We start from the raw sequence: 18,735 nt of genomic DNA, 5'->3' as shown, positions 1-18,735 counted from the left end.
GATGCCTCAGTCAATTGCATAAATCATTCTAAAAAGCTGGTCAAAGAGCATGTAACTTACGAGCGAAGACTTGACAGTGCTTAACGTGTACCTTGTAAAAACTTGGCCCTATAGAGCTATGCGCCTAGAGAGCTGGTCACGGGGCGACGTTTGCCGACTCGAAGGCCCTGCATAGGAAGCGCCAGTCAAGCTGGCTACCACGCAAGGCAGAGATATCCACACAGTCTTTAACAAAGTGTTACATTTATAAACATGAAGTCATATTAGAGAGACGTCATCATGGATATCCGTCAAGAGTTACCCCTTGAGCAACAGTTTGAGCTTCGGGTGTTTGAAGAGCAAGTGCAATCGCTTTCCCCAGAAGATGCTCAAACCCTACTCGTGCAGCTCAAAGAAGCAATGCTGTACCAAACCACCACGTTTCGGGAAATTTTGAAGAACACTTGGGAAATTGGTAAAGGCCCTGACTCCCTGCGCCAAGCACTATCAGAAGGATAATTTCCTTTGCCAGAAACGCCAATGACCTCAAGACAGTTCACGCTTAGCGTTTACACCGACAATTAGCCCGGCTTTTTCCAAGCACTTTAATGAAGGGAAAAGCCGGGCTAACGTTTTATTGGGCGTCCACGGTCTGTAGCTATCTCACATTGGTGTGAGAAGTTCCGCAACGGCAGTTGGAAGAGATCACTGTTGAACTGCCCGCCCGAATTTTGACTAACCAGATAATTTCAAGACTGCCTACGATCGCTGCAAGGCCAGCACTTGGTCAGAGGTCATGGGTTCGGCGGTCATGGTGTAGAGCACGCCCTCCCGCACCGAGACCAAGTTTAAGTAATAGTTGCGCTCGCCGGGCTTGCTGACGGCGTATACCCGCACCCCAGAGTCTATAGACAAGACTTCGCCAGTGATGTTGCTCACGGTGTAGCCTTGGGATTCTAGCCGCGCTTGCAAATCGCCTGCGGCACTGCGCCAGCTGCTGCTCACCGGGCTGCGCCAGCAGTCGGCTAACCCTTCGCAAGCGGCCTGGGCGCCCTCTAAATGGGGAAAGTTGGCGTAAAGCCCTGGCGGGCTAGGCGGTTCTGAGGTGGGCGCAGCGGGAGGGGTTAAGGCCGGTTCTGGAGCCGCCGCTGTGGGCTGCGGCGATGGTTTGGGCTGAGCGGCGGGAACTGGCGCGGTTGAAGCTTGGGGTTTGGCCTGAGGAGGTGCAGCGGTAGTAGCCACCCCAGGCTGCGGCGAGGCTAAAGCTGGCGGTGCTTTAACTGGGGCTACGGCTGGCGGTGTTTCTACGGCGGGCGGCAGCACGGTCAGCGCCACATCCTCTAAGGGTGCAGGTTCCGCTAGGTCTTCTGCCAGCGGGGAAGGCTGATTTGATTCGGGAATGACCAGGGCTAGTAAGACTCCGTGGGCAGCGAGGGAGGCGATCGCACACCCCATCCCCAGCCACGATCGCGATCGCCCTTTGGTCTTTGATGCAGAGCGGCGCAGGGAGAACGGTGGGGTAGTTAGTCTGGGAGTCATTGTCGAAAGGTTGCGCTCGCAGATGCGGTTAAGCTAACAAGACTTATTCTTCATTGGCCATTCTAAAGCTATTCTTCTCTGGTCTCAAGCCCTTGCCTACAGGGTGCTGACTCCATAGCAGAGACATCGGCGAAGCGCAAGGGTATTGCGATTATCCGCCACAGGGCTAAGCTTTAATGCGGCATTATCAAGAGAAGGTCGCATTAAGAGATACAATTCAACTTGATATCTCAATGATCTGGGGCCGTCCGGTTGGAGTTGCCTAGAGATTTAGTTGAGGTTTAATTTTTGGAGGTAAAAACCCTATGAGATTAGGAAGACGCGCATTTTTAGGGGCCGGTGCTGCCGCAACCGCCGTAGCCGCAGGCTACCTGCGCCAGCGCCCCGCCACAGCTCAGTTTGGCCTTCGCCGTGGCCCGGTGGTCAATCTCTACTCTGCTCGCCACTACGACACTGACGACCAACTTTACGAGGGCTTCCGGGAAGCCACGGGCATTCGCGTCAACGTGGTTGAGGCCGAGGCCGACCAGCTGATCGAGCGTATCAAGAGCGAAGGCGCAAACAGCCCCGCCGACATTCTCATGACTGTGGATGCTGGTCGCCTCTGGCGCGCCGAGCAAGAAGATATGTTCCAGCCGGTCACCTCATCGGTGCTGAGCGAGGCGATTCCCGAAAATCTGCGCCACCCCGACGGGCTGTGGTTTGGCCTGACCAAGCGGGCGCGGGTGCTGGTGTACAACAAAGACACCGTTGACCCCTCCGAACTATCAACCTACGAAGATCTGGCCGACCCCAAGTGGCGCGGACGCATTCTCGTTCGCAGCTCGACCAATATTTATAACCAGTCTTTGGTTGGGTCGATGATCGCTGCCCATGGGGCCGAAGAAACTGAAGCGTGGGCGCGGGGCCTGGTGGCCAACTTTGCCCGCGACCCCGAGGGGGGTGATAGCGACCAGATCAAGGCCGCTGCTGCTGGGCTAGGCGATATTGCCATCTCCAACACCTACTACCTTGCTCGTCTGGCCAAGTCTGATAAGGCCGAGGAGCAGGCGATCGCTGAGAAAATGGGCGTGTTCTTCCCTAACCAGGGTAATGGCCCCGACGGGCGCGGCACCCACGTCAACATCAGCGGAGCCGGGGTGGTCAAGACCGCGCCCAATGCTGAGGCTGCTGTGAAGTTCCTGGAGTATTTGGCGAACCCTGAGGCCCAGCGCATTTTTGCCGAGAGCAACAACGAGTACCCCGTGGTGCAAGGCGTTGAGATCGACTCTGTAGTGGCAGGCTTTGGCGAATTTAAAGAAGACTCGCTGAATGCCTCGGTGTTTGGCAGCAACAACCCCGAAGCTCTGCGCATTACCGATCGCGCCGGCTGGAAGTAGGTCTAGGGTTAGCTAGCCCTATCTGCTGACTGATGAATGCCCTCTCAGTTTTGAGAGGGCATTCATCGTTTAAAGCCCTTGTAGGTTAGGTGCAGCGGAGCGAAACCCATTACTGTTTACCGCTGTTGAGTTCTGCGATCGCGCCACCCAACCTACAAGTTCAGGCTGGACAAACTGAATGGTTCGATTTCTCGTAGGTTGGGTGAAACGGAGCAAAACCCGATAGCATCATAGGCTTGCTGGGTTCCGCTTCACTCCACCCAGCTTCCAGAGTGACCGAACAGTAGAATTCCTGTCTGCTCACTTCCCCTCATTGGCAATCTGCTTGCTCAGCCACAGCACTGGCAGCAGCCCCACCACAATGATCGCCAGCGCTGGGGCCGAGGCCTCAATCAACCGCTCATCAGCGGCATACTGATAAACCCGCACCGCCAGCGTGTCGAAATTAAACGGGCGAATAATCAGCGTAGCGGGCAGCTCCTTCATCACATCCACAAACACCAGCATGGTGGCCGTGAGCAAACTACTACCCAGCAGCGGACGATGAATTTTCATCAGCGTTTGGTTGGGGCTCTGGCCCAGGCTGCGGGCCGCATCATCCAGCGAGGGCTTAATTTTGCCCAACCCCGCCTCGATCGCCCCAAAGCTCACCGCCAAAAACCGCACCAAATAGGCAAACAGCAGCGCAATAATCGTGCCGCTCAGCAGCAGCCCGGTCGAAACTCCAAATGTCTGCCGCATCCAGGCATCGATCGCATTGTCGAACTGCGCCAGGGGAATCAGCGTGCCCACCGCAATCACCGCCCCCGGTACGGCGTAGCCCAAGTTAGCCCCCTGCACCGAGAGCTTGAGAAACGACGTGCCGTTGAGCCGCAGACCATAGGCCATCACCAGCGCTAGCAACACCGCCAGCACCGCCGCCAGCACCGCCAGCACCAGACTGTTAATCCCCAGCACCACAAAGTCGCCGTTGAGAGTGTCTTCGGCATTGCGTACCGTCATCCCCAGCAGCAGCCCGGTGGGAATGATCAGCCCCAGCAGCACGGGGGCGGCGCAGACCAGCCAGGCCCCCACCGCCCGCAGCCCGCCCAGCCCGTAGCGCGACTGCGAAATCGTGCGGGCCATGCCCTGGTAATAGCGAGCCCGACGGCGCGATCGCTGCTCGAGCACCACCAGCGCAAAGATAAACAGCAGCAGCACCGCCGACAGCTGCACCGCCGCCGGGCGATCGCCCATGCCAAACCAGGTGCGATAGATGCCCGTGGTAAAGGTCGGCACGCTGAAGTAAGCCACAGTGCCAAAGTCGTTCAGGGTTTCCATTAGGGCCAGGGCGGTGCCAGCGGCGATCGCCGGTCGAGCCAGGGGTAGCGCCACTGTCCTAAAGCTGCTCCAGGGGCCGCAGCCCAAACAGCGGCTCGCCTCCAGCGTCGCGGTTGACTGTTCTAAAAACGCCACCCGCGCCAGCAGATACACGTAAGGGTAGAGCGTCAGGCTAAACAGCAGAATCGCCCCCTCAATCGAGCGAATGTTGGGAAACCAGTAGTCGGTCGCCTGCTGCCAGCCAAACAGACCGCGCAGGGCCGTCTGCACCGGGCCAAAATACTCCAGCGTGTCGGTATAGACGTAGGCGAGGATGTAGGTGGGGGCGGCCAACGGCAGCAGCAGCAGCCACTCAAACCAGCGCCGGCCCCAAAATTGGCAGGTGCTCACCAGCCAGGCAGTGCTCACTCCGATCGCCAGCACCCCCAGCCCCACCCCCACCATCAGCACCAGCGAGTTGCGAATGTACTCAGGCAGCACCGTCACGGCCAGGTGCCCCCAGGCGTTGCTGGAGTTAGTAAACAGGCTGGCGAGAATGATTGCCACCGGCAGCAGCATTACCAGGGCGATCAGCCCCACGCTCAGCGTCCAGCTGTCGGGCCGTGGCAGAGAGGCTTTCCAGGGGGCACCGAGGGATTTCATAACCGGCAATTATTGCTACCCATTCCTTTTAGCACAGAACGAAACCCCGCCCGTCAGCCGTTTCAGCATTAGAGAAGCCTTCTATAGCAAAAGAAGGACTTTGAGCTGATTAGGACCGCACATAGCCCGAGTTTTCGTTACTGAAGTATGCTTTGCAGAGAGTTCCTGCGGGGCCAGGTTAGCCCCCGCCAAGCCATCCCAAGCCAGGGTGCGAATTTCGCCCCTCGCCCGACAGCACCCAACTGCCCGTTGCCAATCTGACTATGGATATTCTCAATCTATTAACCCGTCTGCTGCTGTGGCTTGGCATCGGCTACTTTCTGTGGTGGGTGCTCAAAAAATTCATTCCCGCCAACTTTTTGACCTGGTTCGGCGGAGCCATGATCTTGGCGCTGATTGCGGGGGCGTTTTTATTCCCCGACGACAGCACCATTGGGGTGTTTTGGCAGTTTTTGGTGTTTCCGCTCACCCCTCTGGGCGGGGCAATTACGCTGCTGGCGTTGTCCCTCAGCAACGGCATGAACAAGGTGAATGGGCGCATGGTGACCGTGGCGCTGCTGATCCTATTTTTTGCCAGCATGCCACTGATTGCGCGGGCCTTGGTCAACCATTCTGAACAGTCGGTGCAGCGGGCCTACGCCAGCCAGCAGCGGCTGTGTAGCGACATTTGCCCCGCGATCGACCAGGTGCCCGTCGACCGAGCCGTATCGATTGTAGTGATTGGCGAAAACGCTGACGCCTACCGCCTGACCAACGCCCTCAACAGCCGCATCGACGCCGACAACCCCCTCGACCCAGCGCTGGTGGCCCAGCTCAACAGCGCCGCTAATGTCTACAACCGCATTAGTGCGGCCCGCCCCTTTGTGACCGTCACCGCCGGGCCTCGGTTTGGCACGGGCGAAGAGCAAGAACCCCTCAGGCAGGCGATTCGTCAGCAGCTGGTGGGTCGGGGCGTGCCCTCAGAGAGCATTCGAGTTGAGGCCACGGGCACCGACATCCGCAACACGGTGGTCGACCAAAGGAACTTTTTAAGCGAGCAGGGACTGTTTACTGCGCCGGTTCGCTCAGGCCGCTTTGAGACGGCCCGCAACAACCGCGACGCCAACCGGGTGGTGCTGGTGGCCCCCGCGTTAACCATGCGCCGCGCCGCCCTCGCCTTTGAGAATGAGGGCATTCAGGTGGTGGCGGCCCCCACCGAGCTGTATAGCACCCCCAACCTGGAAAACCGCGATACCCTGGCCAGCCTGGCCGATCTGGCCCCCAACGTCAACGCCCTGGCGCTGACCACGCGCTACTGGGGCGAGCTGCTGAGCGCCATCTACTACTACCTGCGGGGCTGGCTGCCTCCCTTCAGCATGCAGTGGGATGAGGTGGTTGAGACGATCTAGTTGAAACCGTTCTGGCACCCAGGAACCGGCTCGCTAGAGCTTTAAGCAGTTAGGGTCAGGGTATAGGGTTTAAGGTTTAGGGTGCAGGGCGTTGCCGTAGACCTTAAACCCTGTACCCTAAACCCTCCCCAGCAATTTGCCAGACAGCCATAGGCCATAACGTGCCGCCAATGCGTCCCCCCAAATTCGTCTAGGATAGGGGGGCAATTAGGGCGGATGTTATGGCGCGATCGCAGCTACAAAAACTGGGTACCTACCTCAGACCCCACTGGCGGCAGACGGCACTGGGGGTTGTTGCACTCTTTATTGTGAACTTAGTCGGCGTGTGGATACCGCTGCTGATTCGCAACGGCATTGACGAGCTTCAGGTCACCTTTAGCTTTAACCGGGTGATGTACTACGCCCTGCTGGTGCTGGTGCTAGCTTCGGTGATGTGGGTGATTCGCATGGTGTCGCGCATTACCCTATTTGGGGTGGGCCGCCAGGTGGAGTTTGACCTCAAGCAGCGCATCTTTCAGCACCTGCTGAGCATGGAGCCCGCCTACTTTGGCCGCAACACCGCCGGGGAGCTGATCAGCCGCGCCACCAGCGATGTGGACAACATTCGCCGCCTGCTGGGCTTTGCGATTTTGAGCTTGGCCAATACTCTGTTTGCCTATGCCCTGACGGTGCCGGTAATGCTGTCAATCAGCGTGCGGCTGACCCTGATTTCGCTGATTGTCTACCCGCTGATGCTGGTGCTGGTGCAGACCTTTAGCGATCGCCTGCGCAACGAGCAGCTCCATGTGCAGGAGCGCATCTCTGACCTCAGCGACCTGATTCAAGAAGACATGAGCGGCATTGCGCTGATTAAAATCTACGCCCAAGAAGAGAACGAGCGCCGCGCCTTTAACCACCGCAACACCAGCCTGCTCGACGCCAACCTGAAGCTGGCCCGCACCCGCAACATGCTGTTTCCGCTGCTGGGGGGGCTTGCCAGTGTTGGCCTGCTGGTGATTTTGGCCACGGGGGCGGGGGCGATCGCCGAGGGAGTGATCACCGTGGGCGACTTTGTGGCTCTGCTGCTGTATGTGGAGCGGCTGGTGTTTCCCACCGCCCTGCTGGGGTTCACCATCACCGCCTACCAGCGCGGTGAGGTCAGCATCAACCGCATTGAAGAAATCCTCGATGCCCAACCTGATGTGCAAACGGCTGCCACCGCCATTCCCCTGCCCCTGGAGCAAGTCAAAGGCAGCCTAGAGGCCCGCCACCTCAACTACGCCTACCCCGACAGCAAAGTTCCGGCACTGGATGAGGTGAACTTTAAGATTGCGCCGGGGGAACAAATTGCGATCGTCGGCCCGATTGGCTCGGGCAAATCGACCCTGGCCAACGCCCTGCCCCGCCTGCTCGATATTGGCCCCGGCCAGCTCTATCTAGATGGCTACGATGTGACCGAGCTGCCCCTGGCCGATCTGAGACGGGCGATCGCCTACGTGCCCCAAGACAGCTTTCTGTTTAGCACCAGCATCAACAACAACATCCGCTACGGCGAACCCATGATGGAGTTCCCCGAGGTGCAGTACGCCGCCAAGCAGGCCCAGATGGACGAAGAGATTCAGAACTTTCCTCATCACTACGACACTGTCGTGGGTGAGCGCGGCATCACCCTCTCAGGGGGGCAGCGGCAGCGCACCGCCTTAGCCCGCGCCCTGGTGGTTGATGCCCCCATTCTGGTGCTTGACGACGCCCTCTCTAGCGTAGACAACCGCACCGCTACCGCCATTCTCAACGCCCTCTCGGAGGGCACTCAGCAAAAGACGGTGCTGTTTATCTCGCACCAGATGTCTGCCGCCGCCACCGCCGATCGCATTTTTGTGATGGACAAAGGGCGCATTGTGCAGCAGGGCTGCCACCGCGACCTGGTGCAGCAGCCGGGCCTCTACCGCAACCTCTGGGAGCAGCACCAGCTAGAGTCCGTGTTGCAGTAGCGAGCCACTTTGCCGGGGGTGGGTTAGAGCAAATCCAGGTGGGGCTGACGGGCAAGAAGAACAGCCAATCAAACCCAGGCCAGAGTAAAGAATACAGCAAGGGAAATGACCGCTATGGAAAGCATTAAAGTACGTCAGCACATTGAACAAGATGGCATTCTACATCTTGCTCTGCCGGTTGGGTTGGCCGACCGAGATGTAGACGTAATGGTGATATATCAACCTGTTCAGGCGTCAGCTTCTGTAGAAATATCCTTAGCAGCTTTCTACGGCATCTGCGCCGATGACCCCATCGTGACTGAGGAACGAAACCCAACTGAGAGCAGCACCAGCTAGAATCAGCCCTGCGATAACCGTTTAGGTGATGAGGCAAACAGCTCTAAAACCTTGGCCGAGCTAGGATCAGCTGCATCCTTCTGTGACTCAGGAGCGTGATCCATGGCTTCGATGGCTGGCAAAGTTGCGATCGTGACCGGGGCAAGTTCGGGCATTGGTCGGGCCACTGCGATCGCCTTTGGCCGAGCAGGCGCAACTGTGGTGGTAGTCGCTCGCCGCCCCGACAAGGGCGAGGAAACCGTCCAGCAGATCAAAGCGGCTCAGGGGAAGGCGATGTTTATCCAAGCCGATGTCACCCAGGCGTCAGATCTCGAAGCTATGGTTAAACAAACCGTCGAAACCTACGGTCGCCTCGACTATGCCTTTAACAATGCCGGGTCGGGTACCTCGGGCAAACTGGCCGACCTCTCCGAAGCCGACTGGGATTTTGAAATCAACGCCAATCTCAAATCGGTTTGGCTGTCGATGAAGTACGAAATCCCCGCTATGCAGCAGTCGGGCGGTGGGGCGATCGTGAATACCTCTTCCCAGGGTGCCCTGCTGGGGGTGGCCGGGTATGGGGCCTACGGTGCGGCTAAGGCGGGAGTCATCGCCCTATCGCGGGCGGCGGCGGCAGAATACTCTAGCGATCGCATTCGCATCAACACCGTTAGCCCCGGCGCGGTCAAAACCGATCTCTGGGCCGCAGCCCCGCCTGAAATGCTCGATCAGGTAGCCGCTGGCATTCCGCTACAGCGCATTGGCAGGCCAGAGGATATTGCCGAGGCCGTCGTCTGGCTGTGTTCTGAGGGGGCTGGGTTTGTGACTGGCCACAACCTCGTTGTAGATGGCGGGTTCACCGCCGTGCAGAAGTAGACAGCCCAGGGATGGGGAGTAGATTTATGGGTTAAGCACAGGTGCTTGTGATGCCAAATTCCGCATGAATACCCCCAATTTGTAGTAGGGGCGTAGCATGCTACGCCCCTACGGGGTTCGTGATTATGAATTGGGGTTTACCAAAGCCTATGTCTCAAGCTACCGGGCTAACCCCGAAAATTGCCCTGTTGAGATCGCTCATTATCGTCTGCGCTCTGGCTCAGATTGTCTGCACTCTGACTCAGACGGCTCGTCGGGGCACTTGGGGTTGAGCGCCTTGCGAGTCAGGTTGGTGGTATACCACCCGGCGCAGAGTGCCAGCACAGCCCCACCGCCTTGCAGCGCCAGTTTTCTGGCGGTGAGCCCCTCGTGAAACAGGGCAACGCCAAAGGAGCCCAAATAGACATACAGCGTAATTACCGGCAGCATGCCCACCCAGGAAAAAAAGCAGTACTGCCAAAAATTCACCTTGGTGCAGCTAAAGCCATAGTTGAGCAGGTTAGATGGCACCAGGGGCGACAGCCGCGTCAGCAGCAAGATTTTCCAGCCCTTTTGACCGACGGCGTGATCGAGGCGAGCAAAGCTGGGGTTTGTGATCATCCAGCGCTTGATGCGATCGCGGGCTAGGGTGCGCCCCACCCAAAAACAGGCGATCGCCCCCAGGGTGTCGGCCACAGAAGCCACCACAATTCCTTGCATCAAACCAAAGACCGCCCCGGCCACCAAAATCAGCACGATGTTGGGCAGACCCAATACGGTCGCCAGCAAATACACCGCCACAAAGACCGGAGCCGCCACAAAACCCAGCGCGCTGAGCCAGCCTTCAATATTCACAAACCAAGCTTGCAGCGGCAGTTGGCTGCTCAGCAGAGCCGCAATTACGCCGCAGCAGGCCAACAGCCAAAACTTCCGGCTCCGCAAAATTGTCAATTTCATACCTGTCAGATCCCATGCCAATAGGGACAGGCTGGGGGAATAGTTAACTTTAATCAGCGATCGGAACTTTCGCCGTCTGCCTTGAGAAACGTAAGCGTTGCAGCTTGAACATCATAAGACGGACACAAACTCAATACTGATGCCTGACACACTCTTCTCTTGGAAGATGTGGGCCCATTGCTTTCCTGTCAAGATCGAACAAAAGCTAAAGCAGGGGTCGGCATGCAACTCGATGGCGTCATTTTAGATGTTGATGGAACACTGGTTTTGAGCAACGATGCCCATGCCAAGTCCTGGGTTGAGTCCTTCGCCAGCCACGGTTATGACGTGCCCTTTGACCAGGTGCGCGCGATGATGGGAATGGGTGGCGATCAGCTCATGCCCAAGCTGATTCCCGAACTCAATGACGAAGAAGAACCCGGCAAGACAATCGCCAGCGATCGCAAAGAACTGGTCTTAAATAAGTATGCGCCCGACATTGCCCCCGCCAACGGCGCACGGGCGCTGGTGCAAAAAATGCTGGAAGCGGGCCTGCACGTGGTGATTGCCACCTCCGCCAGCCCTAAGGAACTAGAGGTGATGCTCAAAATCGCCGAGGTGGACGATCTGCTGCACGAAACCACCACGTCCAGCGATGCCGAAAACTCTAAACCCGCCCCCGACATCGTCGAAGCCGCCGTCAAAAAGGCACAGCTCGCGCCCGATCGCATGGTGATGCTGGCCGATACCCCCTATGACATTGAGTCGGCAGGCGGAGCTGGGGTGAAGGTGATTGCCGTGCGCTGCGGTGGTTTTAGCGATGAGGAGTTAGCGGGCGCGATCGCCATCTACGACGACCCCGCCGACCTGCTCCACCACTACGAGCACTCTCCCCTTGGGCAAGCCGCAGCGGGTTAACCCCTATCGAAGAAGGCCTTCGAGGAGGTTGTTACACTCAAGCTATAGCTGTGTCGAGCCGTCTTTTATGAAACTGGGCCAGAGTCTGCTAATTGTGGGGGTTGTGGTAATCGGGGTGGGGGCGCTGCTCTTTTGGGCCTACAGTGCGGCCTCGGCACCGCTGCCCGTAGGCTTTCCGCCACCAACGGCGGATGGGGAAATCGAAATCAAGCAGTATCCCGACTATAGGGCCGCTACGGTGCAGGTGACGGGAAACTTAGCTAACGCGCCCTCCCAGGGCTTCTCGCCGCTCTTTCGCCACATCAGCAGCAACGATATTGCCATGACGGCTCCAGTAGAAACGCGCTACCCGACCGCAACCCTTGATGCTAGTACGGTGGTCGAAGGGGACGCATCGGTTTCGTTTTTGTACCGCAGTTTGGATATCGTGCCCCAGGAGATCGCCCAAAACGTGCAAGTAGAAGACATTCCGCCCATGACAGTCGTGAGTGTTGGCGTCAGGGGCGGCTATGGCTACGAGGTCTACACCAGCGGCCTTCAGCAGCTGAAGACTTGGTTGGCAGCGCATCCTGAGTATGCCGTGGCAGGGCCGCCCCGCCGCTTTTTTTACGATGGCCCCTATGTGCCCGATGCCCTAAAGCGGAGCGATATTCAAATTCCAGTTCGGCAGAACTGATCGCACCATTCCTGCTCATCTAGCTCAGGCAGCGGCGGTTCCTCTATTAGCGATGAAAGCTGAATGATGTCGCTGATCAAGGTCAGGTTGCCACTTTTTCGCTCAGATACAGGTTGGTGACATACTTCAGCGTCACTGTGCCGTCGATCGCAGCCCAAGCCCCATGCCAAGCGGCGCTGGCGTCTAGAAACTGTAGGTGAGCTCGCCCTTCCTTAGGAATGTAGGACGAGCTGAGCGATCGCCCCACCACCTCAGGCAGCGTCAGCGTCTGGCCGTAGGCAAAACTCAGGTGTCGCACCCGTGAAAACTCAGTCTGCTGCTCCACCGCTTTGAGCGCTTGGGTGTGGTCGCGGTGGTCAATAGCACGCGTCGCTACGGCATGGATGATCTGATAGTAGGCCGCCGTGCCTGAGTCCTTTAAATCCCAGTCGTTCCAGAGCAGGGCCAAGCGTCCTCCCATCTGCAAAATGCGGCTAAACTCCGCCAGCGCCAGCGGTGCGTTGAACCAGTGAAACGACTGGCAACAGGTGACAATATGAACAGACTTATCCGCTAGCTCTGTTTGCTCACCAGTACCTGGCTGAAAGACCACCTGGGGATGCGCTTCAGCTGCTTCGCGCATAGCGGCATTGGGTTCAACCGCGATTATCTGGGGGCCGCGATCGCCCAGCAGCCGACTCGAAATACCCGTGCCTGCTCCAATATCGGCTACCACTAGCGATCGCGGGTCACCCATGTCGGCCAAAATGGCGGCGATCGCCTCCGGAGGATAGCCTGGCCGATAGCGAGCATAGTCTTGGGCGCGGTCAGAAAAGCGTCCCAACGGGTTCAGGGTATGAAGCGGTAAGACATTGGGGGGCATAAAGCGATCGCCATACTGCTACGTCGCTATCGTAACCCAGCAGTGCAGCAGTCAGAAGCTCTACCAGCGCACCTTGCCAATCCAGTACAGTAAGCCTAAACCCTCCTTACCGCGTCCATGACCACGACCAAACTCAAGCCCGACTGGGCCGGCAACGATCTGCTCTCGCGGATCGTCAACCGCGCCATTCAAACTCCCGCTCTCTACGCCCTGATGAAGCGCCAGGCCCGCCAGGTGCTAATCAAAACCGCCGAGAAAAATGGCGTTCCCTGGCGACAAACCTGCCTCGATCTCGACACTCCCGAAATGCGCCAGCGATTGGATGAGTTAACCAATCCAGCGGTAGTCTACCCCGACTATTACCAGGTGCCCTTCCACGCCTACAGCGAGGGCAACCTTTGCTGGCAAGCCGCCTTTGAGGCCGCCCCCGCCACCTACGCCATGGCCCTGCGGGTTTGGCCTCAGGAAGAGTTGTCCTGGCAGACAGCCCAAGCCCGGCTGCGCCACAGCTTTCTTGAAGTGCTCGACCAGCATGGCCCAGCCGAGGTAACAGACATTTTGGATGTGGGCTGCTCGGTGGGCATTTCTACCCTCAGCCTGCACCGCCACTACGCCCAGAGAAATCCGGTGCGCACCGTGGGCCTTGACCTGTCGCCCTACATGCTAGTGGTGGCTCAATCCCAAGATACCAACCGTGAAATTGCTCAATGGGTACATGGGGCAGCAGAAGCTACCGGCTTCCCCGCTGCGTCGTTTGATGTGGTGACGATGCAGTTTGTTGCCCACGAACTGCCCCGCGCCGCTACCCAAGCCATATTTGACGAAGCCCGGCGAGTGCTGCGGCCCGGCGGAGTCCTGGCCATTGTCGACAACAACCCCAAGTCGCCCGTGATCCAAGCCCTGCCTCCGGTGCTGTTTACGCTGATGAAAAGCACCGAACCCTGGAGCGACGACTACTACACCTTTGATTTAGAAGCAGCTCTGGTTGAGGCTGGCTTTGAGCCACCTATCACAGTGCCCAGCGACCCCCGCCACCGCACCTTAGTAGCGCGCAAGGGGATGTAGCACCGACAAAACAGCGGAGACAAAGTGCGTCCGAAGAAATACGGGTAGAATAGGCTCAGTGCTAGCGTGGAATACCGCATTGGCACTGAGTTTGCGATTGCACCTGTCTTTTGCAATGGCCTTCGCAAGCGCCAGCGGCACAGCCTTAATTAGTGGCAGGGGTAAACCATGGGTGAATGGCTCGATCACAGCGTAGCGGTAGATGTCGATGTGCCGGTAGAAACGTCCTGGAATCTGTGGTCTGACCTGGAGCAGATGCCCCGCTGGATGAAGTGGATCGACTCTGTCAAAGTCTCCGATGCCGATCCCGAAATTTCAGAGTGGAAGCTGGCCTCCCGCGGGTTTGAGTTTACCTGGCGCTCTAAGATCACCAACCTGGTCACCCACCAGATTATTCAGTGGGAAGCGATTGACGGGCTGCCCAATCGGGGGGCCATTCGCTTTTACGATCGTAAGGAGGGTCAGTCAACCGTCAAGCTCACCGTGTCTTACTCGGTGCCTGGCGTCATCAAGTGGATGGACGGGCTGTTCCTCGGTCGGTTGGTCGAAGCTACGCTGCAAGACGACCTCAACCGCTTTCGCGACTACGCCATGGCGGCCAAACAATCTCCTTCCCCCTAGGCACCATGGGCCTTACGGTAGAGCAGCCCCCCACCCCCACCCTAGTGCAAGGCTTTCAGCGGAGCTGGCAGACGTTGACCGACGCCCTGGTGTCCTTACCCGGCAGTCAACGCCGCCACTACGCCACGCTGCTGCTCACGCGGCTGATTGCCGTGGCGGCCCTGCAACAGCGGGGCTACTTGGGCGGTGACGAGTGGTATCTACACAATCAGTTTGGCCAGAGCCAGCAGCGCGAGCTAGATGGGTTCTTCTCACAGGTGCTACAGCCGCTTTGCCAGCAGGGGTTTACCCTGCCCGCCGAGGAGCGCCCCCCAGCTTTGCGCCAGCGGCTAGGGCCACTGCCCTTTGTGCCCACAGGGCCGTTTCGATTCACAGAGTTAGACCAGCGCTGGGGTCACGTTCCCCTGCCCGACGCTGCCTTTGAGCCCACCCTCCACTGGCTAGCCGACCTGGCAGCGGCGGCTCCTGCTGGGCTAGACGCGGGCTTGGGCATGCTGCTAGAGCAGGCGGTCAATGGCTATGACGGGGTCGCCATGGCGACGCCAGCACCACTGCTGGGGGCGCTGTGCGATCGCACCATCCACGCCACCCTACTCGACCGCGCCGAGGCGCTCACCAACCACCGCTATCGCTCCACCGAACAGCTTCTAAAGGAGCTTTCCCCCGCCGAGGCCGGAACGCTGTTGACCGAGCTAGGACAGCTCACCCTGCTCGACCCCGCCTGTGGTTCAGGGCGCTTTCTCGTGGCGGCGCTCAATCAGCTGATGGAATTGGCCCTAGGATTGCGGGCGATCGCCACCCAAAATTCTGCCAAAACTATTCCCAACTGGGCCAAACCATCCCCCAACAACCCTACCCTAGGCCTCTACCAACACCTGGCCACCCACGCCCTCTACGGCCTCGACCTGTGGCCTCCAGCGGTAGAGCTCGCTCGGCTACAGTTGTGGCTCCAGGGCGTGCAGCACACCAGCCAACCGACAGAACTCACCGCATTGCCTGACCTAACCCTAACCGTGCTCCAGGGCAACGCTCTGGTCGGTCTAGTGCGCGTTGATGACGAACGATTCGATCAGGTGCCGCCCCGGCGCGGGGCCAAAGATCCAGAACAAGCCGTCCCGCTCCAGGGGAATCTGCTCCAACCATTGATTGCTGACAGCTACCAGTCTGTGCTGGGTGAGCGCCAGGTGCGCCTAGAGCACTACCGCAGCCAGACCCAGCTGCTGGCCGAAGTGGGCAGCGTGCCCGCCTACGCCCAGGCCGACTTTTTGCGCGATCGCCTCGACGAACTCGACGCCATTGCCCAGGGCAAGCTCACCCACTTGCTGTGGAGCGAGGGCAGCCAGCAGCTGGGCCTGAGGGTGCCCGATCCGACGGGCGATCGCCCCACTCGCCCCCTAAACCAAACGGATGTCGATGCCACCCAGCCCTTCCATTGGGGGTTCTATTTTCACCAGCAGCGGCGTGACCAAGGCGGCTTTGACATCGTGCTTAGCCACTTTCCCCGCGGGGCCGTGGAGGCGACCCAGGTGGGCTTTGTGGAACGCTATGCCACTCTGTTTGAGCAAAAAAACGTGACTCCCTCTACCTTTCGGCACAACCGCCAACCGGTGCTGACCATCGACCACGACCTCACCCAAGCCTGGGCCGAGTACCGGGGCCAGTTCACCTGGCTGAGTAACTACCTGCGCCGCTCTGACCAATATCCCCACAGCAGCTTAGGGCCTGACGGCCTGAGCCAGAATCGGCTTTTTTGGTCTCGGTTATTTCTAGAACGCAGCTTGCAACTCTTGCGGCCCGGCGGTCGCTGCGGGGTGTTACTCGACCCCTTTTGGGCCCAGAGCAACAGTGCCCCCCTGCGCCACTGGCTACAGCGCCAAACCGATCTGGCTACCGTGCTCGACCTGTCAAATCACCAAAAGCTCTGGCCCGACATCCCCTCTCGTACAACGCTCTGTGCACTGTGGCTGCGGCATCAGGGACCAACCCAGGGCAGCCCCTATGCCGCTTTTTCTAAGCCCAATACGGCCCTAGCGCCGGAAGCCCTCGGGGGTGTGCTGCAACGCCTCATCCACCCGACGGGATAGGGCGGCCAAGTCGGCGGAGTTGTCGATCACCACATCCGCCAAGGCCACTTTGTCTGCCAAGGGCATCTGGCTTTGAATGCGGGCGGTGGCCTGCTCGGCAGTCAAACCATTGCGTTCCATGAGGCGCTGACGTTGGCGATCAAAGGGACAGGTCACCACCCAAATTTCGCTCACCTGATCAGCTAGGTTGGCCTCAAACAAAAGTGGGATGACTTGCACCACGACGGGAGCCTCGGCCAGCTCAGCCATCGCCTCCCCGAAACGCTGGCGTACCACCGGGTGAATCTGCTGCTCTAGCCAGGCTTTTTCGGCGGGTTGGTTAAAGACGATTTCCCCCAGCGCTCCCCGGTTCAGGGTGCCGTCGGGGTGAAGCAGAGATGCTCCGTAGCGATTGGCGATCGCCCCCAACACCGCCGACCCCGGCTCCACGGCCTGACGAGCGTAGATATCGGCATCCAGCACGGGCAGGTGGTGTACTCGCGCCAGGTACTCGGATACGGTTGATTTGCCGGTGGCAATGCCCCCGGTTAGGCCGATAATGCGCTGGCCCATGTGACAATCGCCTCCGTCAGTCCATCTAAGGTATATTCCGCTGGCTCAATATCCACCCGGCCTAGAAGCTCGCGGCAGCTGTCTGAGGTTTTGGGGCCAATGGAGGCGATCGCCACCCCCTTCAGCACCTCGCGCCAGTCCGCACCTAAACCCTGTTCCAAAAGCTGAGCCGTATGCACCACGGTTTTCGAACTGGCAAAGGTGATCACATCCACATTGCCACTTTTCAGGGCTGTCAAGGCGTTTGGGTCGGCGAACTCTGGACAGCCCGATTCGTAGGCCGCCACTTCCACCACCTCGGCCCCGGCGGCGGTGAACTCCTGCACCAGCACTTCCCGACCGCCGCTTTCTACCCGGGGAAATAGCAACCGCTGCCCCGCCACCGCTTCAGGAAAGTGACCGACCAGGGAATCGGCAACAAAGTCGGGGGGAATAAAGTCTGGTACCAATCCCCGTTGTCTTAGCACCGCCGCCGTTTTACGCCCCACCACGGCAATTTTGAGCGAACTCAGGGCGCGCAGATCCTTCCCCTGCTCCAGCAGCCGATCCACAAAGAAATTCACCGCATTAGCCGAGGAGAGAATCAGCCAAGAGAAGGTGGGAAGAGCAGCGATCACTTCATCTAGCCCAGCCCAGCTCGACGGCGATCGCATCTCCAGTGCGGGGAGATCGATCACCGTAGCTCCCTGGGTGATGAGCAAGTCAGCAAAGGCGCTGGATTGTTCGGCGGCGCGGGTGATGAGGATGGTCTTTTGAGTGAGAGGGAGGGGAGTGATGGGGTGATGGGATGCGTAGGGTGCATTCACGAAGCAATGCACCGCTCCAGGGCTCTCTCCAGAATGTTGGATTTTGGATTTTGAATCTTGGGTTGGTTGCTTGCCCGAAGCCAGATAAGGACGCAGGCGGACAACTTCCCCAAACACCGTCACACAGGGGGAGAGGGTTTCGCCGCGAGTTGCCTGGCAAATGGTGAGCAGGCTGCCTTCCCACACCTGCTGCTGGGGGTGGCCGCCCCAGCGAATAATGGCCACCGGCATGTCGCCTCGGCAGCCGTTTTGGCGCAGACGGTGAACAATTTCTTCGAGGTGGCGACTGCCCATGAGCAGCACCAGAGTGCGCAGGCGAGCCAGGGTGGGCCAGTCGAGCAGATCAAGATCGTGGGCGGTAAAGACGCCAAAGCCGTGGCTCCACACCGGGTCGGTGAGGGGAATACCTGCCAGCAGCGGGGCCGCCAGAGCCGACGAAACGCCGGGCACAACTTCTACCGGGCAGCCCGCCTCGCGTAGAGCCTGCACCTCGGCGGCGGTGCGGCCAAAAATAAAGGGGTCGCCGCTTTTAAGACGTACCACCTGACGCCCTTCTAGAGCCAGCTTGACCAAGAGTTGATTGATGTCGGTTTGGGCGGTGCTAGGCTGGCCACCGCGTTTGCCAACATTGATGCGATCGCACCCCTCCGGCAGCAGCGCCAGCAGCGCCTCATCCAGCAAAGCGTCGTACACCAGGCACTCGGCCCGCTGGAGCAGGGTGTATCCCCGCACGGTGAGGTAGTCGAGGCTCCCCGGCCCCGCTCCTACGATATACACTGTCCCCGGCTGAGTCATAATCAAACGTTACACCGTCACGCCTCGTAAGTC

The 18,735-nt window shown here is 59.0% G+C and carries 17 protein-coding genes; 11 read left to right on the top strand and 6 right to left on the bottom strand.

The window, feature by feature from the left end; all coding sequences use genetic code 11:
- Nucleotides 1-279 precede the first annotated feature (279 nt).
- Nucleotides 280-498: an NblA/ycf18 family protein gene (locus H6F59_RS09660; RefSeq protein ID WP_190698265.1), complete on the top strand. Its 219-nt coding sequence runs from the start codon at nt 280-282 to the stop codon at nt 496-498.
- A 240-nt stretch (nt 499-738) separates the two neighbouring features.
- On the opposite strand, the gene H6F59_RS09655 is transcribed toward H6F59_RS09660, so the two are convergent.
- Nucleotides 739-1,518 carry a hypothetical protein gene (locus tag H6F59_RS09655; RefSeq protein WP_190698262.1) on the bottom strand — a complete coding sequence of 260 codons (780 nt, stop codon included), beginning with the start codon at nt 1,516-1,518 and terminating at the stop codon, nt 739-741.
- A 305-nt stretch (nt 1,519-1,823) separates the two neighbouring features.
- Between H6F59_RS09655 and H6F59_RS09650 the strand changes: the two genes are divergently transcribed.
- On the top strand, nt 1,824-2,897 hold the full coding sequence (locus tag H6F59_RS09650) for a Fe(3+) ABC transporter substrate-binding protein (RefSeq protein ID WP_190698259.1): 1,074 nt from the start codon (nt 1,824-1,826) through the stop codon (nt 2,895-2,897).
- A 300-nt stretch (nt 2,898-3,197) separates the two neighbouring features.
- Here H6F59_RS09650 and H6F59_RS09645 read toward each other — a convergent pair whose 3' ends face one another.
- Entirely contained in the window at nt 3,198-4,859 is a 1,662-nt protein-coding gene (locus tag H6F59_RS09645) for an iron ABC transporter permease (RefSeq protein ID WP_190698256.1), read from the bottom strand.
- 263 nt (nt 4,860-5,122) lie between these two features.
- Between H6F59_RS09645 and H6F59_RS09640 the strand changes: the two genes are divergently transcribed.
- From H6F59_RS09640 to H6F59_RS09625, 4 genes are all read left to right on the top strand, one after another.
- Complete coding sequence (locus H6F59_RS09640) at nt 5,123-6,247, top strand: YdcF family protein (protein WP_190698253.1); 1,125 nt, start codon at nt 5,123-5,125, stop codon at nt 6,245-6,247.
- A 221-nt stretch (nt 6,248-6,468) separates the two neighbouring features.
- Nucleotides 6,469-8,217 (top strand): ABC transporter ATP-binding protein, encoded by a 1,749-nt coding sequence (locus H6F59_RS09635; RefSeq protein ID WP_190698250.1) that lies wholly within the window; start codon nt 6,469-6,471, stop codon nt 8,215-8,217.
- 114 nt (nt 8,218-8,331) lie between these two features.
- Nucleotides 8,332-8,553: a hypothetical protein gene (locus H6F59_RS09630; RefSeq protein WP_242021368.1), complete on the top strand. Its 222-nt coding sequence runs from the start codon at nt 8,332-8,334 to the stop codon at nt 8,551-8,553.
- A gap of 102 nt (nt 8,554-8,655) precedes the next feature.
- On the top strand, nt 8,656-9,408 hold the full coding sequence (locus H6F59_RS09625) for a glucose 1-dehydrogenase (protein WP_190698243.1): 753 nt from the start codon (nt 8,656-8,658) through the stop codon (nt 9,406-9,408).
- Between the two features lie 201 nt (nt 9,409-9,609).
- Here H6F59_RS09625 and H6F59_RS09620 read toward each other — a convergent pair whose 3' ends face one another.
- The gene (locus tag H6F59_RS09620) at nt 9,610-10,344 is read right to left on the bottom strand and encodes a TVP38/TMEM64 family protein (protein ID WP_190698240.1); all 735 of its coding nucleotides are present in this window, start codon (nt 10,342-10,344) and stop codon (nt 9,610-9,612) included.
- 222 nt (nt 10,345-10,566) lie between these two features.
- On the opposite strand from H6F59_RS09620, the gene H6F59_RS09615 reads away from it, so the two are divergent.
- Together H6F59_RS09615 and H6F59_RS09610 are read left to right on the top strand one after the other, a co-directional pair.
- A complete protein-coding gene (locus H6F59_RS09615; protein ID WP_190698237.1) occupies nt 10,567-11,241 on the top strand; it encodes an HAD family hydrolase in 675 nt (224 codons plus the stop codon).
- Nucleotides 11,242-11,308: 67 nt separating this feature from the next.
- Nucleotides 11,309-11,917 carry a heme-binding protein gene (locus H6F59_RS09610; RefSeq protein ID WP_190698234.1) on the top strand — a complete coding sequence of 203 codons (609 nt, stop codon included), beginning with the start codon at nt 11,309-11,311 and terminating at the stop codon, nt 11,915-11,917.
- A gap of 82 nt (nt 11,918-11,999) precedes the next feature.
- On the opposite strand, the gene H6F59_RS09605 is transcribed toward H6F59_RS09610, so the two are convergent.
- A complete protein-coding gene (locus H6F59_RS09605) occupies nt 12,000-12,779 on the bottom strand; it encodes a class I SAM-dependent methyltransferase (RefSeq protein ID WP_190698230.1) in 780 nt (259 codons plus the stop codon).
- A gap of 117 nt (nt 12,780-12,896) precedes the next feature.
- Here H6F59_RS09605 and H6F59_RS09600 point away from each other — a divergent pair, with 117 nt between their 5' ends.
- The 3 genes from H6F59_RS09600 to H6F59_RS09590 all read left to right on the top strand — a co-directional run bounded on the left by H6F59_RS09600 (nt 12,897) and on the right by H6F59_RS09590 (nt 16,549).
- Nucleotides 12,897-13,844, top strand: coding sequence for a class I SAM-dependent methyltransferase (locus H6F59_RS09600; RefSeq protein ID WP_190698227.1), 948 nt, complete (start codon nt 12,897-12,899; stop codon nt 13,842-13,844).
- Between the two features lie 168 nt (nt 13,845-14,012).
- On the top strand, nt 14,013-14,465 hold the full coding sequence (locus tag H6F59_RS09595) for an SRPBCC family protein (RefSeq protein WP_190698224.1): 453 nt from the start codon (nt 14,013-14,015) through the stop codon (nt 14,463-14,465).
- A 5-nt stretch (nt 14,466-14,470) separates the two neighbouring features.
- The gene (locus tag H6F59_RS09590; RefSeq protein WP_190698221.1) at nt 14,471-16,549 is read left to right on the top strand and encodes a DNA methyltransferase; all 2,079 of its coding nucleotides are present in this window, start codon (nt 14,471-14,473) and stop codon (nt 16,547-16,549) included.
- Here the strand turns inward: H6F59_RS09590 and coaE are convergent.
- Together coaE and cobA are read right to left on the bottom strand one after the other, a co-directional pair.
- Nucleotides 16,493-17,101 (bottom strand): dephospho-CoA kinase, encoded by a 609-nt coding sequence (gene coaE, locus H6F59_RS09585; protein WP_190698218.1) that lies wholly within the window; start codon nt 17,099-17,101, stop codon nt 16,493-16,495. The genes H6F59_RS09590 and coaE overlap by 57 nt on opposite strands.
- On the bottom strand, nt 17,077-18,702 hold the full coding sequence (gene cobA, locus H6F59_RS09580) for a uroporphyrinogen-III C-methyltransferase (protein WP_190698215.1): 1,626 nt from the start codon (nt 18,700-18,702) through the stop codon (nt 17,077-17,079). The genes coaE and cobA overlap by 25 nt, the downstream gene beginning before the upstream one ends.
- Between the last annotated feature and the right edge of the window lie 33 nt (nt 18,703-18,735).

Source organism: Nodosilinea sp. FACHB-141, assembly GCF_014696135.1.
In the GTDB taxonomy this organism is placed as follows: domain Bacteria; phylum Cyanobacteriota; class Cyanobacteriia; order Phormidesmidales; family Phormidesmidaceae; genus Nodosilinea.
The sequence above is the reverse complement of the archived record's forward strand: the minus strand, read 5'-3'. Positions and strand labels throughout refer to the sequence as shown.